The organism is Bacillus sp. EKM420B, assembly GCF_011065565.1.
GTDB lineage: Bacteria > Bacillota > Bacilli > Bacillales > Bacillaceae > Bacillus > Bacillus velezensis.
Genome location: NZ_JAAMNX010000002.1, coordinates 614,847 through 638,905 on the forward strand (window position 1 = coordinate 614,847; position 24,059 = coordinate 638,905).

Sequence of the window (24,059 nt, forward strand, 5' to 3'; positions counted from 1 at the left end):
ATCATATAGAGATGGGACAATATATAGTGTATTTTGATTTATTGATGTACATATATAGATGCGGAGATGAAAAAATGAAAACCATTTGTGTATTTGCGGGGTCAAACCCGGGGGTAAATGAAGAGTACAAACGCAAAGCGGCCGAACTGGGTGAATATATGGCGGAGCAGGGAATCGGCCTTGTTTACGGCGGTTCACGGGTCGGTCTGATGGGAACCGTCGCTGATGCGTTAATGGCAGGCGGCGGAAAAGCTGTCGGCGTCATGCCGAGCGGGCTTTTCAGCGGAGAGATTGTTCATCAGAATCTGACGGAGCTGATTGAAGTCAGCGGCATGCATGAGCGGAAAGCGAAAATGAGTGAACTTGCCGACGGGTACATTGCCATGCCCGGCGGTTTCGGAACATATGAAGAGTTATTTGAAGTGCTGTGCTGGGCGCAAATCGGCATTCATCAAAAACCGATCGGACTGTACAATGTGAACGGGTATTTTGAGCCGATGATGAAGATGGTCAAGTACAGCATTCAGGAAGGATTTTCGAATGAGTCTCATTTAAAGCTGATACACAGTTCCTCCCGTCCGGATGAACTGATTGAGCAGATGAATCGGTATACATACCCGATTTTAGATAAGAAATGGCGTGAATTGTAAGGCAGCGGTCGGAAATATGTTTCGGCATTTGAAGGAAAATTGTTCGGCGGCTGCATCTGATTCATTCTGACGGAAAGTTCTTTTCTCTTTTTCGTGCGTACCACGCCTTTCTTGGTAATAAGAGATATGGCTGAGAATAAGATGCGAATGAGAATGCTGTTGGGGTTGAAAGAAGAACATCCATTTCCTCAAAGGAGATGGATGTTTTTCGGTTTGCAGACTGTATGCGTTTACAACTTTTGTTGTACGAATGTTTCTTCCGATATGAAATCATCCTGCTGCATCTTTTGTTTTTTTGAACCGATTCCAAATATACCGACTGTCAGTGCACAAAGAAACCAGCAGCCTGTAAAGAACAAGAAAACACTTAAAAATCCGTAGCCTGAATACAGGAAACTGACGACAAAGGGACCGGCTACATTTGCAAGGCGTCCTACGCCGTAAGTGAGGCCATTTCCAGATGCCCTGGCTTCAACCGGATATAATTCCGGCGTATAAGCATATGCGATCGAACTGAAAGTACGCTCAAACATATGCATGAGAAATCCGCATACGATAATGACCATCGGCAAAGGATTGATGCCGTAAAAGAATCCAAGCGCCATAATAATTAACGATAAAACAGAAATGGCCCACTTTCGATCCACACGGTCAGAGATTTGCGACGCAATGAGAGCGCCCAGCGGGGCACCGATCGTTCCCAGAGTGACGTATACGATAGACTCATCCATTGATACGCCTTCTTTCACCAGAAGGGTGGGAACCCACGTGCCAAAGCCTTGAATTGCAATCGTGGAAGCTGCCCACATTGTCATTAAAACAAAAGTTCTTCCTGCCAAAGGCTTTTGAAACAGCGTCCGATATGGAACGGATTTTACAGCGGTTTGTCTGCTTTGCAGAGCCGGAGCTGGTTCAGGCAGTTCACCCTTTTCTTTTTCTGCTTTTGCCTCCAGTTCAAGCAGAATACGGTGTGCTTGTTCGCTTTTTCCTTTCGTGTCCAGCCATTTCGGTGATTCTTCCAGTTTTCTGGCGATCAGCGGGAAAAAAATACCGACAGCGCCGAATAGAAAGATAAACCGCCAGCCGTAAGAGGCGGACGGCACGACCAATTTAGCCACCCAGCCGGCCGCAGGAATTCCGCATATGCCGATTGTAATACAGATTGCCTGGTATTTTCCCTTAGTTGCGGATGGGAAAAATTCGCTGATATACGTACTTGCCACAATCGTTGTGGCGCCGATACCTAAACTCGTAAGAAATCTAAAAACACCGAGTATTTCTGGGTTCCAAGCCAGAGAAGAGAGGAGGGAGAAGGAAGAGAAAAAGGTGACAACCAGAATTAAACCTTTTTTCCTTCCGAAACGGTCTGAAAACCATCCTCCGGCAGAGGCGCCGATAAACATCCCGAAATAGGAGACAGACGTAATAAAAGCGATGGTATGAGTGGATATATTCCATTCCTTTAAAAGTGAAGGCGCCGCATATGAAAACGTATTTAAATCGATAAAATCAAAAAAGTAAGCGAATGAAAGGATAACGAGCACTGCTTGATGGGCCCTTGAAAAAGGCAGTCTGTTTAATCGATTAGACGCATTTACATTGATCATCTCGTATTCCTCCGTTTATCTTTGACTTGTCTGAAGACGGTATTAACCAATGTGATTCAGCGTATTCATGTTGTAACTTTGTTTAGTAAACACATAGCCTTCAGAGATTTTTCTTGCTGTGCGTACTACTTTAATCGTTGTTCCGTCCGGATCAACATCTGCCTCGGTTTTTAAAATACCGCTTGGATGCCCCAATCGGATCGTTCTGCCGGAGAATGAAAATTCAGATAATATTGTATCTTGCAATAGCATGCCGGCAGTCGTACATACCGCCCCTGTAATGGCTAAAGCTTGATGCGGTTTTTGCATGGACATCATACGAATGGCAAGATCCATCTCTTCTGCATGTCTCTTTATCCCTTTTGTATCGATATAATCCGCTGGAGATGAGATTAATGTCAGTTTTGGTACGGCCGGTGATTTTGCAGCAGCCTCATGTCTCGGAGCGAATCTGCATTTCTCGGCTGCAATCGATCGGATCATTTCGAGCTTTTCCAATATATCCGGGGTGTATTCATCCGGAAGTTCTAAGCCGGTAAGCCCCGTGTCCTCTGCTTTTACAAAGACAAGCGGATTGGCGTAATCAATAATCGATACCGAGATATTTCCATACGGTGTATCGAGAACATCAATAGGCTGACCGGTGGGAAACAGCTTACCGGTCACCGCTCCTTCAGCCTGGTGAAATGAAAGATAAATAGGAGAAGCTGTACCTGGAACCCCCGGAATCGAGCAGTCCCCCTGGTAATGAAATATTCCATTTCTGACTTCGACTTCTGCTGCGATCACTTTTTGAGTGTTTGTATTTAAAATTCTGACTTTTGTAACCGGCTCTTCAGCTTGAACGAGCCCTTTCTCAATAGCATAAGGGCCTACGGCAGAAGAGATATTTCCGCAATTGCCTTTGAAGTCGGTAAATTTGTCAGTCAAACTGACCTGAGCAAACGTATACTCAACATCAGCATCCTTTCTGGCGGATTTCTTAATAATGGCTGCCTTGCTTGTGAGAGAATGGCCGCCTCCGAGACCGTCAATTTGTCTCTCGTCAGGGCTCCCCATAATGTCTAAAAGAAAATCGCTCCATAGGTTTGTATCGTCTGGCATGTCTTTTTGATGAATAAAAACGCCTTTGCTGGTGCCGCCTCTCATAACGGTTACAGGAACTTTTTCCATGCTGTCTCATCCTTACATCATTTTGTGTGGATAAAAAGGTACCGGTCCCTTTGGAAGATATCGTATGATAAATAAGGATTATAAGTAAAACATATAATTTTTATAAAGTTGAATAAAAAAATTTTATAATATGAGAAAATTTTATAGCAGAAAAATATTTTGGGGGATTTCATATGGATGAAAAGGATTGGATTGTGCTCATTACATTATTCGAAGAAAAAAATATGACGAAGGCGGCAGAGCGATTATATATGACACAGCCGGCGTTAAGTTATCGGCTCAAAAACCTGGAAGCACAATTCGGAGTGCGCCTTTTTTATAAAAGAAAAAAAGGGATGGAGTTCACTTCAGAAGGTGAACATCTGGTTGATTATTCGAAAGAGATGCTGCAGGAGTTCAGAAGAGTGAAGGATGATATGCTCAATATGAGCCATGAAGTCAGCGGGGTTCTCAGATTAGGAGTCTCAAGCAATTTTGCTCAGTATAAGCTCCCGGCGATTCTAAAACGGTTTTCTGATCAGTATCCGTCTGTTCAATTCCACGTCAATACGGGATGGAGTGCAAAAGTGATGGATCTGCTTCATCATTCGGGGGTACACCTTGGGATTATGAGGGGGAATTATGATTGGCAAGGGGAAAAACAACTGTTAAATGAAGAGAGACTGTACCTTATTTCAAAAACTGAAATCAACAGTGAGGACCTTCCCAAATTGCCGATGATTTATTATCAAACTGATGCTTCTTTGAAAAGTTTGATTCAAAAATGGTGGAATAACCAATTTACTGAACCGCCTTTCATTGCAATGGAGGTAGACAGGCAGGAAACCTGTAAAGAGATGGTGAAAAACGGCCTCGGTTATTCTGTTGTGCCGGAAATCTGTCTTCAGCCTTCTGATGAATTATACACATTGGCGCTATCCTATAAAAATAATGAGCCTGTGATACGCGATACTTGGCTCATGTATGATTCTTCAGCGTTAGAATTATCTGTCGTCAAAGCATTCATTACTTTTTTGAATGGGAATAAAGCATAAAAAAACCTGCAAGAGACATCATCTCTTGCAGGTTTCTGAGGCATTACTTCTGGTCTTCCGTATTGCGTGTCAGCACTTTATCGATTAAGCCGTATTCTAAGGCTTCATCAGCTGATTTGAAGTTGTCGCGGTCTGTATCGCGCTCAATGACTTCAAGCGGCTGGCCGGTACGTTCAGCAAGCACTTTGTTTAATTTGTCGCGAAGCAAGAGAATGCGTTTTGCGGCGATTTCAATTTCTGTCGCCTGTCCTTGCGCTCCGCCAAGCGGCTGGTGAATCATAACTTCACTGTTAGGAAGCGCGTAACGTTTGCCTTTTTCTCCGGCTGCAAGTAAAAATGCTCCCATAGAAGCGGCCATACCGATGCAGATCGTGGATACTTTCGGTTTAATGAACTGCATTGTATCATAGATTGCCATACCGGCAGTGATTGATCCGCCAGGGCTGTTAATGTAAATGGAAATATCTTTTTCAGGGTCTTCCGCTTCAAGGAATAAAAGCTGTGACACGATGGAGTTCGCAACGTTGTCATCAATCGCAGATCCAAGCATGATAATACGGTCCTTCAAAAGACGGGAGTAAATGTCATAAGCTCTTTCTCCGCGGTTCGTTTGTTCAATGACTGTAGGTATTAAATTCATAATGCTCCTCCTTCACCTTTTAGGTAAGTATGTATTTACATGATACATTTTTGGTCAATAAAGGTCAAACAAAACGCTGACCAAAATGCCAACCTTTTCTTCTAACACCATTTTTCCCATAAAACAAAAAGTTCAAACAGCAAAGTGAAAATGAGGATGATCAGCGCCGGAGCCTTGAGAAAATGATATGGCCGGAGCGCTCAAAATAGACCGCAGTCGCGTCGGTACATACGGCTGAACGGTCTGACTACGTTGTCCGTCCTTCCAAAAGCCGTATCGGCAAATACGTTTCCAGCGGCAAATCATCAAATTCGCCTTCAATTTCTTTTGCTAAAATCTCGATGGCTGTTTTGGAAATCAATTCGATCGGCTGCTGGATGGTTGTCAAGTCCGGCAGAACCGATTGAACGGTTTCAGTGCCGTCATAACCGATCACTTTTAATTGACTCGGGATGTCTTTCCCCCGTTTTTTAGCCTCGTTCATCACGGCAGCCGCCATGATATCATCGCTGGCAAAAATTCCGTCGGTGTCAGGCTGTTCATCGAATAATGTTGAAATAATATCATGGTAATGCTGATAAAAGGGTACTTCATATGTAATAGGCTTCCGTCCGTGTTCATGCATGACGTCTTCGTATGCTTTTCTTCTGAGGTTTGCCGGTGTTTCGAGTTCAATCGGGCCGTTGAGATGGACGATGTGCCGGCACCCTTTTTCAATCAGCAGTTCAGCCGCCTTTTTTCCGCCGTCATAGTTGTCTGAGCCGACGACTGGAATCGTGTCCGATAAGTAATGATCAATGGCGACAATCGGCAGATTTTGCTTGTGATAATTGAGAATTCCCCGGTTGTAAGTCACGGCGATCACGCCGTCCACTTGGTTTCTTATCAGCATCTCCAAATATTTTTCTTCCTTATCCTTTCGATGTAAACTGTTGCAAAGCAGCAGTTTGTAGCCCATGGACGTACAAATGCTTTCAATATGAAAGGCGAGTTCGCCGAAAAACGGGTTGCTGGAGTTTGGAATGATAAGTCCTATTAAATTGGTTCGTTTTCGGAATAAAGAGCGGGCCAGATCGTTTGGAAAGTAATTGATTTCTTCCATCGCCTTGTACACTTTTTCTTTTGTTTTTTCGCTGATATAGCCGCGGTTATTTAATACCCGCGAAACGGTTGTAGATGAAACTCCCGCTATTTTCGCAACATCATGAATGTTAGGCTTCATTCCCGTGCCCTCCTGCTTACTGAAATGGCTTACAATTTCCGTCACGCACTTATTTTAGAGAATCAGGCTGACATGTGCAAGGACATTCCATGTTTCTGTTTTCATATAAAGAGGGTGCATTTTGTTTGATTGAAATAATCAGAAAATTGTATGTCAACCGATTGACATATGAAACCGGTTGACATACAATTCTTTTTGAAAGCGCTTTATTTATGGAGTGAAGGGAAGTGACGGGTATGGAGAGATGGCTGGCGGCAATAAAGTGAAGGAATCAAGCAGCGGCGTAAAGTAAGCGCTTACTCAGAGCTCGCATGTATGTGATGAATATGAAGAAGGAAGTATGCGGCTCAAAACGGCTGTTAAAAGGTCCTATTAAAGGAGCGGTGCAAATGAAAAGCTCAAAAAGTCTGTATTGGAAACTGAGTGCTTATTTCTTCTTTTTCTTTTTTACTTGGTCTTCCAGCTATTCTTTATTTGCGATTTGGTTAGGGCAGGAAATCAATTTAAACGGATCAGCGACAGGCATTATCTTTTCTGTAAACGCCGTATTTGCCCTGTGCATGCAGCCTCTTTACGGTTTTATCTCTGACAAATTGGGGCTGAAGAAAAAGATATTGTTTATGATCAGCTGTCTTCTCATATTCACGGGTCCGTTTTATATCTTCGTCTATGGGCCGCTTTTACAATACAACGTCTTTCTTGGCGCCGTTGTCGGAGGCTTATATTTGGGAGCCGCTTTTTTGGCGGGAATAGGCGCGATTGAAACGTACATTGAAAAGGTCAGCCGTAAGTATGATTTCGAGTATGGAAAATCAAGAATGTGGGGCTCGCTGGGCTGGGCGGCGGCTGCATTTTTTGCAGGGCAGCTTTTCAATATCAATCCCAATATCAACTTCTGGATCGCCTCTGTTTCAGCCGTCATATTAACGGCCATTATCATGTCTGTGAAAATAGAAATGACCGATCATGAGAAAAACAGAGCGGAATCGGTCCGGTTAAAAGATGTGGGGCGGCTCTTTTTATTAAAAGATTTCTGGTTTTTTATGATGTACATTATCGGGGTGACTTGCATTTACGGCGTATATGATCAGCAGTTCCCGATCTACTATGCGTCTTTGTTTCCTTCAGTGTCGATGGGTAACCAAGTATTCGGCTATCTGAATTCATTCCAGGTGTTTTTGGAGGCCGGCATGATGTTTCTTGCGCCTTTTATCGTCAATAAGTTCGGAGCGAAAAACAGTTTGATTTTAGCGGGGTTTTTAATGGCTTTCCGCATCGTCGGGTCCGGAATTGCAGTTGAGCCTGTAGGCATTTCATCAATGAAACTCATCCACGCACTGGAATTGCCGATTATGCTGATCGCCGTTTTTAAATATTTGGCTGCCAATTTTGATACGCGTCTGTCGTCCGTCCTTTATCTCGTCGGTTTTCAATTCGCATCTCAGGCAGGCGCGTCGATTCTGTCGCCGCTTGCGGGAGGATTATATGACAGTGCGGGGTTCCGTCAAACCTATCTCATCATGGGAATCGTCGTCTTTGGTTTTACCGTCATCTCCATATTTACTTTATTGGGCCCGAAACAAAACAGCAGGCGTGTCCAGCGTCTGCAAAAAATCGGATAGAGAGGATGTTACAAATGGACAGAATTCAGCAGGCGGAAGAAGCTTTGAAGGAAGCCGAGGGTAAAGTGAAACAAAGGTATCGATTGGGGTACCATATTATGCCCCGGGCGAATTGGATCAATGATCCGAACGGGCTTATTCAGTTTAAAGGAGAATACCACGTCTTTTTTCAGCATCATCCGTATGATGAGCATTGGGGGCCGATGCATTGGGGACATGTAAAAAGTAAAGATCTCATTCATTGGGAGCACCTGCCGGTTGCCTTAGCTCCGGGCGACGCATTCGATCAAAGCGGCTGTTTTTCGGGAAGCGCGGTCGATGATCATGGAAGATTGGCCCTCATCTATACAGGACATAATATAATTGATCAAGAGAAAGACCTATTCTATCAAACTCAAAATATCGCTGTCAGCCAAGATGGCACCGTGTTTGAAAAACTTCAGGAAAACCCCGTTATTGCGGAACCGCCGGAAGACAGCGCCCGTCATTTCCGCGATCCGAAAGTATGGAAGCATCGCGATGTTTGGTATATGGTCATCGGCAACTCTTCAAAAGAAAATGTCGGACGGGTCGTTTTATACCGTTCACCTGATTTGCGTGATTGGGAATACGCGGGGGTTCTCGCCCAAAGTGACGGTAATCTCGGCTATATGTGGGAATGTCCTGATTTCTTTGAATTAGGCGGCAAGCACGTTCTGCTGATTTCGCCCCAGGGTATTGAAGCGGACGGCGATTCATATAACAATTTACATCAAACCGGCTATTTAATCGGTGACTATAATAATGAAACAAACAAATTTACACACGGCGCTTTTAAAGAACTGGATCACGGCCATGACTTTTACGCCGTGCAAACATTATTAGATGATAAAGGACGCAGAATTGCTATCGGCTGGATGGATATGTGGGAATCTGAGATGCCGACAAAAGCGGACGGATGGTGCGGTGCACTGACTTTGCCGCGAGAACTGACTTTGCGTGATGATCATAAACTTTTGATGAATCCCGTGGAAGAAACCAAGCAGCTGCGGAAAATGGAATATCGGGAATGTGCCGGACGATCGGTTTCAGGGAGTTACTTGGCAAAGACGTCCGAAGACCTGCTTGAAGTCCGAGCCGTGTTTGATGTAAACGATTCTGATGCCGAAACGGCAGGTTTTAAAATTCGCGGCCTTGACGAAGAAGAACTTGTGCTGACATACAATCTAACGGAGAAAAAGCTGATACTTGATTGCACTAAGATGGGGAAAGCGAAAGACGGTGTGAGAAGGGTGCGGCTGGATGCAAACGGCAAGCTGGCGCTGCGTATCTTTATTGACAGATCCTCGATTGAAGTATTCGCCAATCATGGAGAAACAACGATGACAAGCCGTATCTATCCGAATGAGGGCAGATTGGGGATTGAGCTGTTTTCTGAGAAAGGCGCCGTAAAGGTTGAGGAATTCATCTATTGGACGTTAAAAGACATTTGGAAAAAAAGCTGAAACGGGTGATTGCCGCTTTATCTGAAGCGGCTGGAAATGTACCGAGCCGGGGGCGTCCGCCTGAAATAAGTTTTTTGTGAAAATCAATGCCGTTAAACGATGCAGGATTATGCTGCATGAGGACGCTGCATAATCCTGTTGTGTATAATCAAAAAAGAGTTGCTTTCTGTGCGTTTCTTTATTATAATATAAAGGTATCTGATTGAAAAAACGTGCGCTCGTAGCTCAGTTGGATAGAGCGGTGGTTTCCGGTACCACGTCTGTCGGGGGTTCGAATCCCTCCGAGCGCGTCTCAGTTAAGACGATAGGAAAAACCTCGCAGATGATAATCTGCGAGGTTTTTTTATTTTATCTTGTTTTGAAACTGTTAACGAATGTGTCTCTGTTATGTTCGGTTCCGGCAATCAGCCGCGCACTTTCACTGATCCGCTGTGCGAGAGCTTTTTGCGCCTTGCCTTCGAAGCTGTTCAATAAGGCTGAATAAACTTCATATAATTCATCTTTCAAAGTATCCATTTCGAATGTCGGTTTCAGCGTTCGGCGCACTGTCTCCAGTTTTGTCTCCGCTGCCTGTGTCATGACGGTTTTCAGCATCTGCCGCTGCAGCCTTTTCTTCATCGGGTCGTCCTTGTGTTCTAAAAGTTCGTCTAATGTCGGCATTATGTATCCACCTCTATCATCTTAACCAGTTTGCGAGCATCTGGTCTTTTTCCTGAAATTCGTCCGCTATTTTATGTAAGAATCCGCCGATCTCTTCAAGGTCCGTGATCGCCGCCTGCAAAGAATCAATAAACGCCTGCTCAGCCTGTGTGTCGTAAAAAATCGGGCCTTTATCGTAGGATTGCGCAATATCTTCAATTGTATTGGTCACGTCCTGTGCTTGAAGCTGATCAAACAAGCCGTGTCCGACTTGGCCGTAAAATTCCGTTTTCAGCTCGGCGATTTTTTCATCGTGCTCCTGATAGGCGTTCTGCGCTTCTTTTTTCATCGTCCGCAAATCCTCAGTCATGGCCTGCACCTTTTCAGCCAGCTTCTTTGCGTTTTTCGGCGTTACTTTTATCGCGTCTCCGCTTCCGATCGCACCGGCCGGCAGCAGAGCGCCGAGATTTTTATCGAAGACTAACTCATCTCCGTTCGGATTTGTGATGTTTCCGTTTCGGTCAAATATGAAATTCGCTTCATTTAAGCCGTGTGTATCCGGATTTCTCAGAATGACGGTAGTAAAGAAATAAGCGAGATTCTTGCTGATCTGCTCGTTCAAGTTCCCGCCAAGCCGCTGCTTCCGGCTGAACTGTGAGAGTGAGGGGTTTTTCGTATAAATCGTTGTCCCGTTGTGGCGGTCATATTCGTTCCAATAACCCGCCCCGACCATGTCGTCCGGATTGATAATTGACCGGATGTATGGATCGTATATGCCGCTGTTGATGTCTTTCTGTGTTTCCTCATCGTGCAGTTTCACGACGGAAGGACTGTTAAACGCGACGGCATACACATCATTATTCACCGCGCTGTATTCGGCCTCAGCGCCGCCGAGTGAATGGCCGGTTGTTGAAATAATCGTTGACGTTCCGGCATACTTTTTCTTTACGCTGCGTACCAGCTGATCGGCTTGATCGATTTGCGATGTTTTCGTTATCAGCTTATACTTTCCGGTTGTGAGCATGGCGTCTTGAGAGGGCGTTCCATTGTATTTTCCGAGTGTTTTCGAGGTATCCTCCGCGTCTTTTTTTACAATATAATACACTTCTTTTTGCGGATCATTTCCGAAAACAATATTGCCGCCGTCCGCTTTTACGCCGTCATTGATCGGGTCTTTTCCGATATCGGTTCCCGCAAAGGCGACGACCACGTTTTCGGGGTTTTTTGATTTTACCCATTTACCATCTTGTGTTTTTTCCCCTTGTGATAGTACAACTGCGTCCAATCCGGTATCTTCGTCAGTTTTTATTTTTTCAACGTACCAATAAGTTTGTTGGTCTGTTTGTATCGGTTTCCCCGTTTTCAATTTATCAACTAATCTTTCGTGGTTGTAAGATTCCTGACTTAGCGTATAATAAATTTTATCTGTTAATTTTGGAACTTTAATCTTGTGATTCATATACATTGCCTCCTTATTTTTGTAAAATAAGATAGGAAAGGGTTGATTTCCAAATGAAAAAGAAAAAGTACATAATTATCCTTATTTTAATAATTATAGCAGTTGGGGGACTTTTTATGAAGCATCAGTATGATCAAAAGGAAAAAGAGATTGCGTTATTCGAAGAAGCCCAGAATCATATGGAAAAGTTTTTAACAACGAACTATAAAAATGTGGATAATATCCATTTTTCCGAGGATTACCATATTAATCCAATGGGTGGTATTAGTATTAAGGGTTATACGAATGGAAAAAAAGAGTTTGAAGGTCTATATGATCCAGGCAATAAAGAAATATTATCATATACGGTTGATGCCGAACCCAAAGAAGAATGTAAAGATAAGCTTTGTACAAGATAAATTAGCCAGCTCAATCGAGCTGAGCTAATTTTGTTTTATTGCTCTTACTCTATCTCCTCGACATAAAACAAATCTTCCATAGGTACATTTAATCCTCAGTTAATAATGAATAGTGTTGTGATATCATATCTTGTATTTGTTTTAAATCTGCTTATCGCAGCCTCAGTAGAACCAACTAAATCAGCCAATTCCTTCTGGATTTGAATTCCTTTCTCCTTCATCACTTCATTTAACCTAGATCTAACTATAACTAACGCTTATAAAAAAGTATTCTCGATCACTGATACTTGATACGTTGATGTTTTTTAGACATGTACAACACCCCGAGGTTGATATAAATTTAATCTAAGAAAGGATGAGTTTGTGAAGAGATGCAAAATTGCCCTAATATTTGTGATAACTATAGCGTCAGGAAGTATCTCATGAAATACCACCATGATAAAAAAGCAGCAGAACAAGAACTTTTTATCCAAGCGAAAAATAAAATGGAAAGCTATATAAAAGCTAACTACAAAAATATAAAGCGGATTACATACATTAACAATTATAAAATAAATCCTAGGGGTGGTATTCCCGTGAAGGGGTACTTGAATGGTAATAAGGAAAAAGAATTTTTGGACTTTATGACAGAACGAATGATGAAATAGGAGTTTCGTCAGTTGATGCGGAAGAGAAACCTGAGTGTCAGGAAAAAGAATGTGAATACTAAAAAGACGCTGGAATAGAGAAGAATTCTTTATGATTATTTTATTGATTTAGCTGGCAAAATTACAGTTTAGTGATATTTGAATAATGTAATACCAAACGAATTTGCCGGTTTATATGATCCTCCAGATGACAAAATAGGGAGCTCCTCTGTGGATGCGGAAGAAAAATCTTATGACGCCTAACTGGCGTCTTTATTTTTGTATTATTGGCTGGCCCCAAAAACTCTAACGGATAAATCCCTTTCCTTAAAGAGTAGCCATTCTTGTTTTTCTCCTTGTAATACACTTCTTTTTGCGGATCATTTCCGAAAACAATATTGCCGCCGTCCGCTTTTACGCCGTCATTGATCGGGTCTTTTCCGATATCGGTTCCCGCAAAAGCGACGACCACGTTTTCGGGGTTTTTTGATTTTATCCATTTTCCGTTTTTTGTCTTGATGCCTTTTGAGAATACAAAGGCATCAAGACCCGTATCAGAATCCTGCTTCACTTTCTCAACGTACCAATATGACGTCTTACTTATTTTATAAGGAGTTTTATATTTCGTATGCAGGGCTAACATTTTATAATTATAAGCTGCTTGACTCAAACGGTAATATTCTTTATCTGTGACATTAGAGACGGTTATTTCTTTTCCTTTTGGCATATATACATCACCTTTCTTATATTGTAAAATAGTTCCGAAAGGACGATACGCATGAGAAAATACATTATTATCCTAATTGTTATAATTATAGCAGTGGGAGGTTTTTTCGTGAAGCGTCAATATGATAAACATAAAAACGAAGAAAAACTTGTGATTGAGGCGCAAGAGCACATGAAGATTTACTTAAAAAAAGACTATAAAAATGTACAGGAAGTTCATTTTTTAAAAGACTACAATATCGATCCGACAGGCGGAGTTGAAGTTTCAGGCTACATAAATAATAATAAAGAAAAAGAATTTTCCGGTATATATGATCCAACGAACAAGGAGATAGGTATTTCAGTGGTCAATGCCGAAGAAAGATAAAATACCCACCTCAGGATGAGTGGGTATTTATTTTGTTTAATTATCTTACAAAATTCGTGATATGTTTCTCATACAGTTCAAACCCGTCTCATTTGTCGAGGTATCCCCGATATTAACGATAACCGCGTACAAATATCATGACAACTCAACGTTAGGAAAAACGTCAGATCAGCATTTTACTCGCTTTAAGTTCCAATCTTAACTTGTCAGTAACAATCGCGATGAATTCTGAATTGGTTAGCTTTGCTTTTGACATGCTGAAAGTATATTCATATCAAGTTTTCAGTAGTTGTGTTTACTTAATCCATGAGGGGAAGTCCAAGAAGCACTGCAATATTAAGCTATCAAATATTTAGGTGAGCAAATTACTATTGTAGGTTCCGACCGTTCGATGTATCCTCCGTATCTTCTTTTACAAAATAATACACTTCTTTTTTCGGATCATTTCCGAAAACAATATTCCCGCCGTCAAAGATCGGGCCTTTTGCGATTTCGGTTCCTGAAAAGGGGACGACCACGTTTTCGAGTTTTTTTGACTTTACGCATTTTCCGTTTTTCTTCACTGCTTGTACTAATACAACCGCATCAAGCCCTGTATTATCGTCTGATTTTATTTGATCGACGTACCAGTAAGTAGGTTTTGAAATGGAAGAATTAGTACGTATATACTCATTGTTCACTAATTTCCTTTTAAGATAGTCATAGTTATAAGCACGTTTATATAGCACCTTTCTTGTCATGTAAAATAGGGTAGGGAAAGGGATGATTTTTTTTGAAAAAGAACCTTATTATTGTATTAATGTTAATTATAGCTGTTGGAGGGTTGATTATGAAGCATCAATATGATGTGAAAAAGGAAGAAAAGGCTCTTTTTGAAAAAGCCAAAAGTAAAATGACCGAATACTTGCATCACGAGTACAAGGGAATAGAGAAAATTTCTTATGATGATTATTTTATTGATCCAACTGGCGGAATTACAGTTGAGGGGTATCTAAACGGCGATAAAACTAAAGAATTTGAAGGTTTATATGATCCTGTAGGTGACAAAATAGGGAGCTCCTCTGCGGACACTGAAGAAAAATCTTAAGACGCCTAAATGCATCGGATGTCACCACCATTTTTCTAGTCCGCGAGCTCCGTCATAACTCATGGAAAGGATGAGTTCTGTGAAAAAATACGTTTTGATCTTCGTGGTTATTTTTATAACAGCCGGAGGTTTTATAATGAAGAGTATGAATGATAAAAATGAACAGGCTGAAGAGATAAAGATTGCTCAAGAACGAATGGAGAAATTTATCAAAGCGAATTATGAAGGCATACATAACGTTACATTTAAAGATAAATACGAGATAGATCCAATGGGCGGGATAGAGATATTTGGCTATTACAACGGTGATACATCGAATAAATTTGATGGTATTTACGATAAGGCAAATGACAAGATCATGGGGCACTCAATAGACGCTGTAAGTAAGAAAGAATGCAGAGATAAAGATTGTGATTACTAAGAAGACGCTCGTCTGCGTTTTTTATAGATGAGCTTAATGAAAAAGACAAGGGTTTCGGCATGTGCCGCCCTTGTCTTTTTTTATTGAACACTGTTAAACATAACCGGAAACAGCTCATTATTTGACAGTCCGTTTTAACAGCGTTACAATTAAACGTGTAAATAGTTACATGTTTAAATAAACATAATGTCTCGGGAGGTGATACGTTCTTGAATGAACCTTCTTTAAAAAAGTCATCAATGATTCAGTGAACCGCATCATTGATCCCGAGCACGTGTATTTCCGCACTGTGCCTGTATTTGAAACAAGCAGTGAGGCATATCAGCATCTGCAGGACCGGCTGTTTATCGGGGCTGCGGTCAGATTGCCGGATGACATTCGGTTAGATATTTATGAAATTCAATAATAAGATGGAGAGTGAGTCAACATGGAAAACTTTATCGGAAGCCATATGATTTACACGTATGAAAACGGCTGGGAGTATGAAATCTATATTAAAAATGATCATACCATCGACTATCGGATTCATAGCGGAATGGTAGGCGGCCGCTGGGTGCGCGACCAGGAAGTGAATATCGTCAAGCTGACAGAAGGCGTATACAAAGTGTCATGGACTGAACCGACAGGCACAGACGTTTCCTTAAACTTTATGCCGAATGAAAAACGGATGCACGGAATTATTTTCTTCCCGAAATGGGTGCATGAGCATCCGGAAATCACGGTGTGCTACCAAAATGATTACATTGACGTGATGAAAGAGTCACGTGAGAAATATGAAACGTACCCGAAATATGTCGTTCCCGAGTTTGCGGACATTACGTATCTCAACAATGCGGGAATCAATAACGAAACATTGATTTCAGAAGCGCCGTACGAAGGAATGACCGATGATATCCGTGCGGGAAAATTAAAATAAGAGAAAAACCCGGCAGCTTGGCCGGGTTTTTTGTATCCTTTTACGACAGGGTTTTGGTCATGATAAAGTCGACTTGTTTATCATCCCCCATATAAAAAGAGTGTTCTCCGGTTTGGACAAACCCCATTTTTTGATAAAAGGCGATTGCATTTTCGTTTTTTTCCCATACGCCCAGCCAGATGTTCTTTTTGTTGTGTGCTGTTGCGATTTTCACAGCTTCATTCAGCAGATATTTGCCAAGCCCGTGTTTCTGATGGCTTTTTCTTATATAAATTCTTTCAATCTCAAGAGAATCTTCCCCCATTTTTTCTGACTGTGCTTCGTTCATGTTGACTTTTACATACCCCGCAAGGTCATCATGATAATAAACAAAATAGAATTGAGAAGACGGATTGGATAATTCCTTTTTCAGCTGTTCAGAGCGGAATGCATTTTCCAAATAAGCTTTCATATTTTCAGGTGAATTTTGATCTTTAAATGTATCATTGAATGTTTCAATGCTTATCTCCCGGAGCTCTGTTATATCGTTAAGGCTGCACTTTTTTAATTTAATACTCATGGTCATACAGCTCCTTTCTTCATTTATCATATCAGCTGAATTTAGTTGTATTTGCAATGAAAATACCGTATAGTAAACATAACGTAATTTTGTTGTATTTGCAACATAAAATAAGAAAATGAGGACGATAAAGTGAAATATGTTTTTTACGTTTTAGGAATCATGATCTTGACCTTTGGTATTTCTGTCACGATTCAATCAGATCTTGGAACGTCGCCTTTTGATGCGCTTATTGTGGGATTGTCCGTCCATGCAGGGCTTACCGTGGGAAGCTGGGAAATCATCATCGCTTTCCTGTTAATTTGCTGTAATTCAATGTTAAAAAGACAAAGACCGGAATTTTCAGGGATGATTACGGCGTTTATAACGGGAATCGGGATTGATATGTGGCTTTTTTTTCTGCATCGAGTCATAACGCCTGAACTATGGTACGGAAAGGCGGGCTGTTTTGCAATCGGTTTAGTTGTGATAGGGATAGGAACCGCAACCTACCTGCACACAAATTTCGCACCGATCCCGGTTGATCGGTTAACGTTAATTGTCCGCGAATTAACCGGGAGAAGCATCTTTTTTTCAAGAACGGTCATTTACTTCATATTTTTCATACTGGCCGTGATGCTAAAAGGTCCGGTAGGCATCGGAACGTTATTAACCGTTTGTTTAGGCGGGATCATCCTTCATTTCTTTATGCCGATTACCGGAAGATGGATAGACGGCATATTAACAGCATCTCCAAAGCAGGAAGAAACGAAAACCCGGTAACGGGGGTTTTTACCCGATTCTATCATTTTTCATTTCACCCGCATGTTTAAGGTATAATAAAAAAGGGGGAGGGATTTTTATGAGCGGTCAAAGAAAGCTCGTTTTTTACGGAGCTGTCAGCGCAGATGGCTATCTTGCGCGGGAAAATCATTCTTTAGATTGGTTAATCGGAACTGAAGGTGAAGACAGCACCGATTATGAAGCTTTCTATGAATCTGTCGATACGATCATTATGGGCAGAAAAACATACGAGGAAATATTGGTTTTATTCCCTGAGGAATTTCCGTACAAAGGTAAAGAATGCTATGTGTTTTCGCGGACATTGACCGGGCGTACTGAACATGTGCGGTTTATTCATGAAGAGCCTGCCGATTTTATAAAAGCATTGAAACGCCAAGAAGGCAAGCGGATTTGGATTGTCGGCGGGAGTGATCTGCTGCACCCGGTTTTGGAGGAAAAACTTGTCGATGAGTTTATCATTCAGATCGCCCCCGTTCTGCTCGGCCGCGGAATTTCTTTGTTTAAACCCGGAGACCGGGAGACAGGACTGAAGCTGACTGATGTCAGGCGTTACAAACAATTTGCGGAGTTGCATTATGAAGTGAGATAAAATGAAAGGTATGAAAGAAACCCAGTAAAGGTTACCGGGTTTCTTTTTCATGTTTGTTTTTATGTTTTGAAATGGTGTGGGCCGGACCGCATGAAAATCCTGCAACCATGATAACAACCCCTATCCACCTCACGGCATAGAAAACAGTGTCGCGCAGGAAGATAAAAGAAACTAAGGTAATAAGCGCCCCGATTATAACGGCAGCTGTGCCGATAATACTTGATTTCTCCATATAAAAACTCCTTTATGAATGTTTGTTTAACTTATCGGGTTAGAATATAACATATCAGGGGTAATGTGGAAATGGATATGCCGCGAAGCTGACTGATGTCTGAAGTAAGATGAAAACGAAACGCCAAGGGAGCCGGCTCCCTTGGCGTTTTTTATGCTTGAAACAGGATGCGGCGTTTTGCTGAATCGGGATCACTTTCGACAGCGGTATCCGTGTTGAGAAGCAAAGTTTCGCGTGAATCGGTTTCATATTCAGGCCAATTGAAGTGAGAGGTGTTCGGGTTTCCGGTTTTTGCAAAAGCGAGCCATGCGGATTGAATTTGTTTGGAAAGCTGTTCTGCGTCATCACCGAGCGGCTCTTGCAGCGTCTTTCTCAAAGAATCAAAGTTTCCGAACACAAACGGCAATTCCAGAGCGTGAACGGCTTTATGAAACGGCGGTGTTTCGCCATGCCAATCAAAGCGGTACATCCAGACCGGTGCGTGTTGCGATTGTCCTTGTGCGAAAGCGACAGCCGGCCGCCAGAAAATCAGATCCGTCATCATATCGATTTGTCCCGTTAATGAATGCGGATATAAATCTGCCGCTTGTTCGGTGCAGTTCTCTCCGAGGTGATAATGCAAATAATCTTGCTGCTTTTTCTCGGAATGAATGTCTGTATCAGGGGTGAAAAACAAATATGCTTCATCACGATTGGTTCCGATGATCATAGGTATCCCTTCTGCGGCCCCGTCAGCTATGGCTTTCACCGGTTCCGCAGGCAATGTGGCCGGATCGATGGCGGGCTGAAACAAAAGCTGAAAAATGTTTTGATCCAGTGAGCGCCGCACTTTATCCGCAGTCTTAAGCAGGTCATTAACGGAAAGCTCCTGCAATTGATCAGTGCCGGCTTCATGAATAAATGCCGTCGCGATGTCTTTTGCCATATCCGCCGGGATCGTATGAGAGGCGCCGCTTTCTAAAATGGCTTTATGAAACAGGCCTTTTGCGTCAGGCATTGCCATAAGCGCAGCGATGCTCATACCGCCTGCCGATTCACCAAATATCGTAACGTTATCCGGGTCTCCTCCGAATTCGGAGATATTGTCCCTCACCCAGCGCAGCGCGGCGATCTGATCGAGCAGCCCGATATTGGCGGAATACGCGTCATGAATAGAAGACAAATGTAAAAAGCCTAACGGTCCGAGCCTGTAATTGAGTGTCACGACAATGACATCTCCGTCAGCGGCAAGGGCAGATCCGTCGTAAAGCGGTTCGCTTCCGGCACCTAAATAAAATGCCCCGCCGTGTATCCATACCATGACAGGCTTTTTTTCGCCCTCTGAATCGGGGGCGAAAACGTTGAGGTAAAGGCAATCTTCAGATTGAGGCGGTATATCCCCGGAAAACGATATGGACAGCATATCATCCGGCTGCGGACAAACCGGTCCGAACGAATCGGCATGTTTTACGCCGTCCCAAGGTGCGGGCGGCTCCGGCGCTTTAAATCTCAGCTCTCCGACGGGCGGCTTCGCGTACGGTATGCCCTTCCATGTGCGGGCACCGCGGCCGGCAGTTCCTTTCAGTGCGCCGCAGCGGGTTTGAACGGTAAGTTTTGTCATGATTTCATCCCCTTTTTTCTTTTCATTATAAACAGAGATGAAGACATGAAGCGAATAAAAGCCCTTTCATCAGCATATCCTCAGTAACGCTTCCGTTCTAAAAATGATCTGACTTCCTGAACGGACAAGCCGAGTTCTTTTGCTTCCTGCATCAGCGCTTTCCATTCTTCAATGTTGGATTCAGTCAGTTTTCTGTTGCGGTAGGGTGCGGGCTCCGGCCGTTTTTCAGTCAGTTTGTTCGTAAAGGTGAACAGTTCTTCTTTCGGCATGCCCGACTGCACGGCCTGCACAAGGTGGATGCGCCACTCATCTTCTGTGTCTCCCATCTGATGCAGCATCGTTTCGGCATCAAAAAGCTCCGTCAGATCGACCTGAAGGGTGGCGGATACTTTTTTCAGAAATTGGATGGACGGATTTGAGTGAACCCCCCGTTCTATCTTGCTTAAATAAGATTTAGAGACACCTGCTTCAACTGCTAGCTGATTAATAGAGTAGCCTTTTCTTCTGCGGTATAAACGAATTATTCTTCCAATCATTGTGCTGAATTCTCCCCTGTATACTGGCATTTTTTTGTTCATTATAAGAAATTTTTCGTTCTTTATAAAATTTAAAATTATAAGGGAAGTGCAGTAAATAAGAGGAAAATCATGATAACGTTCTCTAAAAAGAACCAAATGGCTTAATTTGAAATTTTCAAATTTCGACCTTTTCTTTTATAATCCAATCATCAACAGAAGGGGGCGTTTAAGCCTGATGCAATAAGGATGAGGCTGTAATTACATGAATGAGAATATGAGTTTTAAAGAATTATTTGACATTATTAAACACAGACTTTTACTGATTTTTATCATGACAGCAGTTGTAACGCTGGTGACGGGATACATCCAATTCCGGGTGGTTTCGCCCGTTTATCAGGCATCGACCCAAGTGCTCATTCATGAAACAAGCGGTGAAAAAAATTCGAATCTCAGCGACGTTCAGCTGAATCTTCATTACAACAATACGTTTCAAACGATAATGAAAAGCCCGGTTGTGCTTGAGAAAGTGAAACAGAAGCTGCATCTTTCTGAGACGGCATCCGCTTTAAAAGCAAAGATCACGACAAGCAGCGAAACCGATTCAGAGATCATTACCGCAGCGGTGCAGGACGAGAACCCGAAACAGGCCGCCGCTATAGCGAACACGCTGATGAAGACATTTAAAAAAGAAGTCCGTGACAGGATGAATATAAAAGGCGTCATTGTTTTGTCCGAGGCAAAAGCATCGGAAAGTCCGATGGTCAAGCCTTCGCGCATCAGGAATATCATGATGGCGTTCGGTGCGGCTCTCATGGCGGGTGTGACGCTTGCGTTTTTTCTCCACTTTCTTGATGAAACCGTTAAAAGCGAGCGGCAGCTCAGCGAAAAAACAGACTTGCCTGTTTTAGGGGTTGTGTATGACATCAAAAATCAGCAGACACGGTCTGATGAAAAACATTTCGGGGAGTGAGGCGTTTGGGATTCAGAAAAAAGAAATCAAGAAGGGGACTGGCTCAAATATCCGTTTTACATCACAAATCATTGGTGGCTGAACAATACCGCACCATTCGGACAAATATTGAGTTCTCCTCTGTTCAGACCCATTTGCGCTCCATTCTCGTCACTTCCTCCGTTCCGGGAGAAGGAAAGTCATTCAGCGCCGCCAACCTTGCCGCGGTATTTGCGCAGCAGGAAAAAAAGGTGCTGCTCGTCGATGCGGATTTACGAAAACCGACGATACACGAGACCTATCAGCTTGAAAATGTACAAGGCCTTACGAATGTGTTAGTCGGAAACGCTTCCCTCGGCGAAACGGTGCAAAAAACGCTGATTGATAACCTTTACGTCTTAACGAGCGGGCCGACGCCGCCGAATCCGGCTGAGCTTTTATCTTCAAAGGCGATGGGAGAGCTGATTCAGGAGATGTACAGCCGGTACAGTCTGGTTATTTTCGATTCACCTCCGCTTTTGGCGGTGGCGGACGGACAGATTTTAGCGAACCAGACAGATGGAAGCGTTCTCGTCGTCTTGAGCGGAAAAACGAAAATGGATACCGTCCAAAAGGCGAAAGACGCGCTCCAGCAGTCAAAGGCAAAGCTTTTGGGGGCGCTGCTGAATAAAAAGAAAATCAAAAAAACAGAGCACTACTCGTATTGAGCGGTGCAGGTGATGTCTCCTTACCTTTATCAACGGAGGCACTCGGCTCTGCTGTGGGCGGCGTTTTCCGCCGCCTTAGATGCTGGTCGTCGGTGGCGGGGTGTGAGGACGGGTTAAATGCCCAATTTATCTTAAGATGATACATTGTTATCGGCTTAGCTGTTATGTCTGTTTTTACGAAAACCGTATCAGCTAAACCGATAAATGAGGAGGGGAAAGATTGACTTACCGGAGAAGACTTTCAATGATTTTTGCATTGGATACGTATCTCGTTTTACTTTCCGTTGTTATAGGATATCAATTTTTTGAGGATTCTTATCACTTTTATGACTCCGGAGCGTTGCTGCTGACCGCCGTGAGCATGCTGATCAGCCATCATGTATGCGCTTTTATGTTTCACCAGTATAAGCAGGTATGGACGTATACGGGAATAGGCGAGCTGCTTGATCTGCTGAAGGGGATCACGCTGTCCGCAGCTGTGACAGCCGCCGTCCAATACGGGGTGTTCCACACGATTTTATTCCGGCTTTTAGCCGTCAGCTGGATGATTCAGCTATTATTCATCGGAGGAAGCCGGATGATTTCGCGCGTGCTGAAAGAAACGATCGGCAGGAAGCAAAATGACTCTTCCCGGGCGCTGATTATCGGCGCGGGCGCAGGAGGAACGCTGCTCGTCCGTCAGCTTACCCAGAAAAACGATCTTGGAATCATGCCTGTGGCTTTTATTGATGATGATCAGACGAAGCATAAGCTCAAAATTATGGGCCTGCCCGTCATCGGCGGAAAAGAAAGCATTATGCCGGCGGTGCAGAGGCTGAGAATTCACCACATTATCATCGCCATACCGTCTCTTTGCACCCATGAGCTCCAGACGCTGTACAAAGAATGTGTGCAGACGGGCGCCCATATTAAAATCATGCCGCAATTTGATGAGATCCTGCTCGGAACGCAGGCTGCCGGACACATCAGGGATGTGAAAGCCGAAGATCTCCTCGGCAGAAAGCCGGTCACCCTTGATACGAGCAAAATTTCTGACAGCATCAAAGGGAAAACGATTCTGGTCACGGGCGCCGGCGGCTCTATCGGTTCTGAAATCTGCCGCCAGATCAGCTCGTTTCTTCCGCATGAAATCGTCCTTCTCGGCCACGGGGAGAACAGCATTTATTCGGTGCATAACGAACTGTCCGCACGCTTCGGCAAAGAGGTGCTTTTTCACGCGGAGATCGCCGATATTCAGGACAGAGATAAAATCTTTACGTTGATGAAAAAATACGAGCCGCACGTCGTCTATCATGCGGCCGCTCATAAACATGTGCCGTTAATGGAACATAATCCGGAAGAAGCCGTCAAAAACAATATTATCGGCACGAAAAATGTCGCCGAAGCCGCCGATATGTGCGGAACGGAAACATTCGTGCTGATTTCTTCTGACAAAGCGGTCAATCCGGCCAATGTCATGGGCGCGACGAAGCGGTTTGCGGAAATGGTCATCATGAACCTCGGAAAGGTCAGCAACACCAAATTCGCCGCCGTCCGTTTCGGGAATGTGCTCGGAAGCCGCGGCAGCGTCATTCCGATTTTCAAAAAGCAGATTGAAAAAGGCGGACCCGTCACCGTCACGCATCCGGCGATGACAAGATATTTTATGACGATCCCCGAAGCGTCAAGACTCGTCATTCAGGCGGGGGCGCTTGCAAAGGGGCGGCAGATTTTCGTTCTGGATATGGGAGAACCCGTCAAAATCGTCGACTTGGCAAAAAACCTGATTCATTTATCAGGCTATACGACAGAACAGATTCCCATTGAATTCTCCGGCATCCGCCCGGGAGAAAAGATGTATGAAGAACTGCTGAATCATAATGAAGTACATACGGAACAGATTTTTCCGAAAATCCATATCGGGAAAGCGATCGACGGGGATTGGGCCGTGCTCATCCGTTTTATGGAGGAATTCAGCCGTCTGCCTGAAGATGAGCTGAGAAAACGGCTGTTTGAGGCGATCGAATCAGTACATGAAGAAGCGGCCGCAGGTGTGTGATGGGAGGACAGAA

At 43.4% G+C, this 24,059-nt stretch carries 26 protein-coding genes, 1 tRNA gene and 5 pseudogenes; 18 read left to right on the forward strand and 14 right to left on the reverse strand.

What is annotated here, in order from left to right; all coding sequences use genetic code 11:
• The first annotated feature begins 74 nt into the window (after nucleotides 1-74).
• Nucleotides 75-650 carry an LOG family protein gene (locus G9F48_RS08085; RefSeq protein ID WP_015387658.1) on the forward strand — a complete coding sequence of 192 codons (576 nt, stop codon included), beginning with the start codon at nucleotides 75-77 and terminating at the stop codon, nucleotides 648-650.
• Nucleotides 651-880: 230 nt separating this feature from the next.
• Here the strand turns inward: G9F48_RS08085 and G9F48_RS08090 are convergent, their stop codons facing one another.
• Nucleotides 881-2,257 (reverse strand): MFS transporter, encoded by a 1,377-nt coding sequence (locus tag G9F48_RS08090; RefSeq protein WP_060674016.1) that lies wholly within the window; start codon nucleotides 2,255-2,257, stop codon nucleotides 881-883.
• Nucleotides 2,258-2,299: 42 nt separating this feature from the next.
• The gene (locus G9F48_RS08095) at nucleotides 2,300-3,430 is read right to left on the reverse strand and encodes a 2-methylaconitate cis-trans isomerase PrpF family protein (RefSeq protein WP_165409324.1); all 1,131 of its coding nucleotides are present in this window, start codon (nucleotides 3,428-3,430) and stop codon (nucleotides 2,300-2,302) included.
• Nucleotides 3,431-3,603: 173 nt separating this feature from the next.
• Here G9F48_RS08095 and G9F48_RS08100 point away from each other — a divergent pair, with 173 nt between their 5' ends.
• The gene (locus G9F48_RS08100) at nucleotides 3,604-4,464 is read left to right on the forward strand and encodes a LysR family transcriptional regulator (RefSeq protein WP_003151510.1); all 861 of its coding nucleotides are present in this window, start codon (nucleotides 3,604-3,606) and stop codon (nucleotides 4,462-4,464) included.
• Between the two features lie 43 nt (nucleotides 4,465-4,507).
• Here the strand turns inward: G9F48_RS08100 and clpP are convergent, their stop codons facing one another.
• Both clpP and G9F48_RS08110 read right to left on the reverse strand, forming a co-directional pair.
• Nucleotides 4,508-5,104, reverse strand: a complete 597-nt coding sequence (gene clpP / locus G9F48_RS08105) for an ATP-dependent Clp endopeptidase proteolytic subunit ClpP (RefSeq protein WP_003151513.1) — start codon at nucleotides 5,102-5,104, stop codon at nucleotides 4,508-4,510.
• A 247-nt stretch (nucleotides 5,105-5,351) separates the two neighbouring features.
• On the reverse strand, nucleotides 5,352-6,326 hold the full coding sequence (locus G9F48_RS08110; RefSeq protein WP_076851298.1) for a LacI family DNA-binding transcriptional regulator: 975 nt from the start codon (nucleotides 6,324-6,326) through the stop codon (nucleotides 5,352-5,354).
• Between the two features lie 389 nt (nucleotides 6,327-6,715).
• Here G9F48_RS08110 and G9F48_RS08115 point away from each other — a divergent pair, with 389 nt between their 5' ends.
• The 3 genes from G9F48_RS08115 to G9F48_RS08125 all read left to right on the forward strand — a co-directional run bounded on the left by G9F48_RS08115 (nucleotide 6,716) and on the right by G9F48_RS08125 (nucleotide 9,722).
• The gene (locus tag G9F48_RS08115; protein WP_165409325.1) at nucleotides 6,716-7,948 is read left to right on the forward strand and encodes an MFS transporter; all 1,233 of its coding nucleotides are present in this window, start codon (nucleotides 6,716-6,718) and stop codon (nucleotides 7,946-7,948) included.
• 14 nt (nucleotides 7,949-7,962) lie between these two features.
• A complete protein-coding gene (locus tag G9F48_RS08120; RefSeq protein ID WP_165409326.1) occupies nucleotides 7,963-9,432 on the forward strand; it encodes a glycoside hydrolase family 32 protein in 1,470 nt (489 codons plus the stop codon).
• A gap of 214 nt (nucleotides 9,433-9,646) precedes the next feature.
• A tRNA-Arg gene (locus G9F48_RS08125) sits at nucleotides 9,647-9,722 on the forward strand.
• A 58-nt stretch (nucleotides 9,723-9,780) separates the two neighbouring features.
• Here G9F48_RS08125 and G9F48_RS08130 read toward each other — a convergent pair.
• Entirely contained in the window at nucleotides 9,781-10,092 is a 312-nt protein-coding gene (locus G9F48_RS08130; RefSeq protein WP_156735832.1) for a hypothetical protein, read from the reverse strand.
• Between the two features lie 16 nt (nucleotides 10,093-10,108).
• Nucleotides 10,109-11,530 carry a lipase gene (locus tag G9F48_RS08135; RefSeq protein WP_165409327.1) on the reverse strand — a complete coding sequence of 474 codons (1,422 nt, stop codon included), beginning with the start codon at nucleotides 11,528-11,530 and terminating at the stop codon, nucleotides 10,109-10,111.
• A gap of 53 nt (nucleotides 11,531-11,583) precedes the next feature.
• Here G9F48_RS08135 and G9F48_RS08140 point away from each other — a divergent pair, with 53 nt between their 5' ends.
• A complete protein-coding gene (locus G9F48_RS08140) occupies nucleotides 11,584-11,928 on the forward strand; it encodes a DUF1433 domain-containing protein (protein WP_071392322.1) in 345 nt (114 codons plus the stop codon).
• A 95-nt stretch (nucleotides 11,929-12,023) separates the two neighbouring features.
• Here G9F48_RS08140 and G9F48_RS19720 read toward each other — a convergent pair whose 3' ends face one another.
• Entirely contained in the window at nucleotides 12,024-12,149 is a 126-nt protein-coding gene (locus G9F48_RS19720) for a hypothetical protein (RefSeq protein ID WP_015387666.1), read from the reverse strand.
• 201 nt (nucleotides 12,150-12,350) lie between these two features.
• Between G9F48_RS19720 and G9F48_RS08150 the strand changes: the two are divergent.
• Nucleotides 12,351-12,637, forward strand: a pseudogene (locus G9F48_RS08150) (DUF1433 domain-containing protein).
• A gap of 97 nt (nucleotides 12,638-12,734) precedes the next feature.
• Nucleotides 12,735-12,818 (forward strand): annotated as a pseudogene (locus tag G9F48_RS20050) (DUF1433 domain-containing protein); the annotation flags it as partial.
• Between the two features lie 94 nt (nucleotides 12,819-12,912).
• Here G9F48_RS20050 and G9F48_RS08155 read toward each other — a convergent pair.
• Nucleotides 12,913-13,281, reverse strand: a pseudogene (locus tag G9F48_RS08155) (lipase); the annotation flags it as partial.
• 51 nt (nucleotides 13,282-13,332) lie between these two features.
• Here G9F48_RS08155 and G9F48_RS08160 point away from each other — a divergent pair.
• Nucleotides 13,333-13,647: a DUF1433 domain-containing protein gene (locus G9F48_RS08160; protein WP_165409328.1), complete on the forward strand. Its 315-nt coding sequence runs from the start codon at nucleotides 13,333-13,335 to the stop codon at nucleotides 13,645-13,647.
• 163 nt (nucleotides 13,648-13,810) lie between these two features.
• Here the strand turns inward: G9F48_RS08160 and G9F48_RS19725 are convergent.
• A pseudogene (locus tag G9F48_RS19725) lies at nucleotides 13,811-13,921 on the reverse strand (sporulation transcription factor Spo0A); the annotation flags it as partial.
• A gap of 96 nt (nucleotides 13,922-14,017) precedes the next feature.
• A pseudogene (locus G9F48_RS08165) lies at nucleotides 14,018-14,387 on the reverse strand (lipase); the annotation flags it as partial.
• Nucleotides 14,388-14,419: 32 nt separating this feature from the next.
• Here G9F48_RS08165 and G9F48_RS08170 point away from each other — a divergent pair.
• The 4 genes from G9F48_RS08170 to G9F48_RS08185 all read left to right on the forward strand — a co-directional run bounded on the left by G9F48_RS08170 (nucleotide 14,420) and on the right by G9F48_RS08185 (nucleotide 16,071).
• The gene (locus G9F48_RS08170) at nucleotides 14,420-14,734 is read left to right on the forward strand and encodes a DUF1433 domain-containing protein (protein WP_165409329.1); all 315 of its coding nucleotides are present in this window, start codon (nucleotides 14,420-14,422) and stop codon (nucleotides 14,732-14,734) included.
• A 136-nt stretch (nucleotides 14,735-14,870) separates the two neighbouring features.
• Nucleotides 14,871-15,155 (forward strand): DUF1433 domain-containing protein, encoded by a 285-nt coding sequence (locus tag G9F48_RS08175; protein ID WP_165409432.1) that lies wholly within the window; start codon nucleotides 14,871-14,873, stop codon nucleotides 15,153-15,155.
• A gap of 247 nt (nucleotides 15,156-15,402) precedes the next feature.
• Nucleotides 15,403-15,561, forward strand: a complete 159-nt coding sequence (locus G9F48_RS08180) for a DUF3237 family protein (protein ID WP_079898226.1) — start codon at nucleotides 15,403-15,405, stop codon at nucleotides 15,559-15,561.
• Nucleotides 15,562-15,582: 21 nt separating this feature from the next.
• Nucleotides 15,583-16,071: a phenolic acid decarboxylase gene (locus G9F48_RS08185; protein WP_014305882.1), complete on the forward strand. Its 489-nt coding sequence runs from the start codon at nucleotides 15,583-15,585 to the stop codon at nucleotides 16,069-16,071.
• 40 nt (nucleotides 16,072-16,111) lie between these two features.
• On the opposite strand, the gene G9F48_RS08190 is transcribed toward G9F48_RS08185, so the two are convergent.
• The gene (locus G9F48_RS08190) at nucleotides 16,112-16,630 is read right to left on the reverse strand and encodes a GNAT family N-acetyltransferase (RefSeq protein WP_109567230.1); all 519 of its coding nucleotides are present in this window, start codon (nucleotides 16,628-16,630) and stop codon (nucleotides 16,112-16,114) included.
• Between the two features lie 132 nt (nucleotides 16,631-16,762).
• Between G9F48_RS08190 and G9F48_RS08195 the strand changes: the two genes are divergently transcribed.
• Together G9F48_RS08195 and G9F48_RS08200 are read left to right on the forward strand one after the other, a co-directional pair.
• Nucleotides 16,763-17,392, forward strand: coding sequence for a YczE/YyaS/YitT family protein (locus G9F48_RS08195; RefSeq protein ID WP_025853513.1), 630 nt, complete (start codon nucleotides 16,763-16,765; stop codon nucleotides 17,390-17,392).
• A 79-nt stretch (nucleotides 17,393-17,471) separates the two neighbouring features.
• Entirely contained in the window at nucleotides 17,472-18,002 is a 531-nt protein-coding gene (locus G9F48_RS08200; protein WP_109567228.1) for a dihydrofolate reductase family protein, read from the forward strand.
• A gap of 31 nt (nucleotides 18,003-18,033) precedes the next feature.
• On the opposite strand, the gene G9F48_RS08205 is transcribed toward G9F48_RS08200, so the two are convergent.
• The 3 genes from G9F48_RS08205 to slrR all read right to left on the reverse strand — a co-directional run bounded on the left by G9F48_RS08205 (nucleotide 18,034) and on the right by slrR (nucleotide 20,370).
• Complete coding sequence (locus tag G9F48_RS08205) at nucleotides 18,034-18,234, reverse strand: hypothetical protein (RefSeq protein WP_109567227.1); 201 nt, start codon at nucleotides 18,232-18,234, stop codon at nucleotides 18,034-18,036.
• A gap of 151 nt (nucleotides 18,235-18,385) precedes the next feature.
• Nucleotides 18,386-19,834 carry a carboxylesterase/lipase family protein gene (locus G9F48_RS08210; RefSeq protein ID WP_165409330.1) on the reverse strand — a complete coding sequence of 483 codons (1,449 nt, stop codon included), beginning with the start codon at nucleotides 19,832-19,834 and terminating at the stop codon, nucleotides 18,386-18,388.
• A gap of 80 nt (nucleotides 19,835-19,914) precedes the next feature.
• A complete protein-coding gene (gene slrR, locus G9F48_RS08215) occupies nucleotides 19,915-20,370 on the reverse strand; it encodes an HTH-type transcriptional regulator SlrR (RefSeq protein ID WP_017418863.1) in 456 nt (151 codons plus the stop codon).
• A 244-nt stretch (nucleotides 20,371-20,614) separates the two neighbouring features.
• Here slrR and G9F48_RS08220 point away from each other — a divergent pair, with 244 nt between their 5' ends.
• The 3 genes from G9F48_RS08220 (at nucleotide 20,615) to G9F48_RS08230 (ending at nucleotide 24,046) form a co-directional block, all read left to right on the forward strand.
• On the forward strand, nucleotides 20,615-21,322 hold the full coding sequence (locus G9F48_RS08220) for a YveK family protein (protein ID WP_165409331.1): 708 nt from the start codon (nucleotides 20,615-20,617) through the stop codon (nucleotides 21,320-21,322).
• Between the two features lie 5 nt (nucleotides 21,323-21,327).
• Entirely contained in the window at nucleotides 21,328-22,008 is a 681-nt protein-coding gene (locus G9F48_RS08225) for a CpsD/CapB family tyrosine-protein kinase (RefSeq protein WP_003151543.1), read from the forward strand.
• Between the two features lie 220 nt (nucleotides 22,009-22,228).
• Nucleotides 22,229-24,046: a polysaccharide biosynthesis protein gene (locus G9F48_RS08230; RefSeq protein ID WP_172614994.1), complete on the forward strand. Its 1,818-nt coding sequence runs from the start codon at nucleotides 22,229-22,231 to the stop codon at nucleotides 24,044-24,046.
• Nucleotides 24,047-24,059 lie beyond the last annotated feature (13 nt).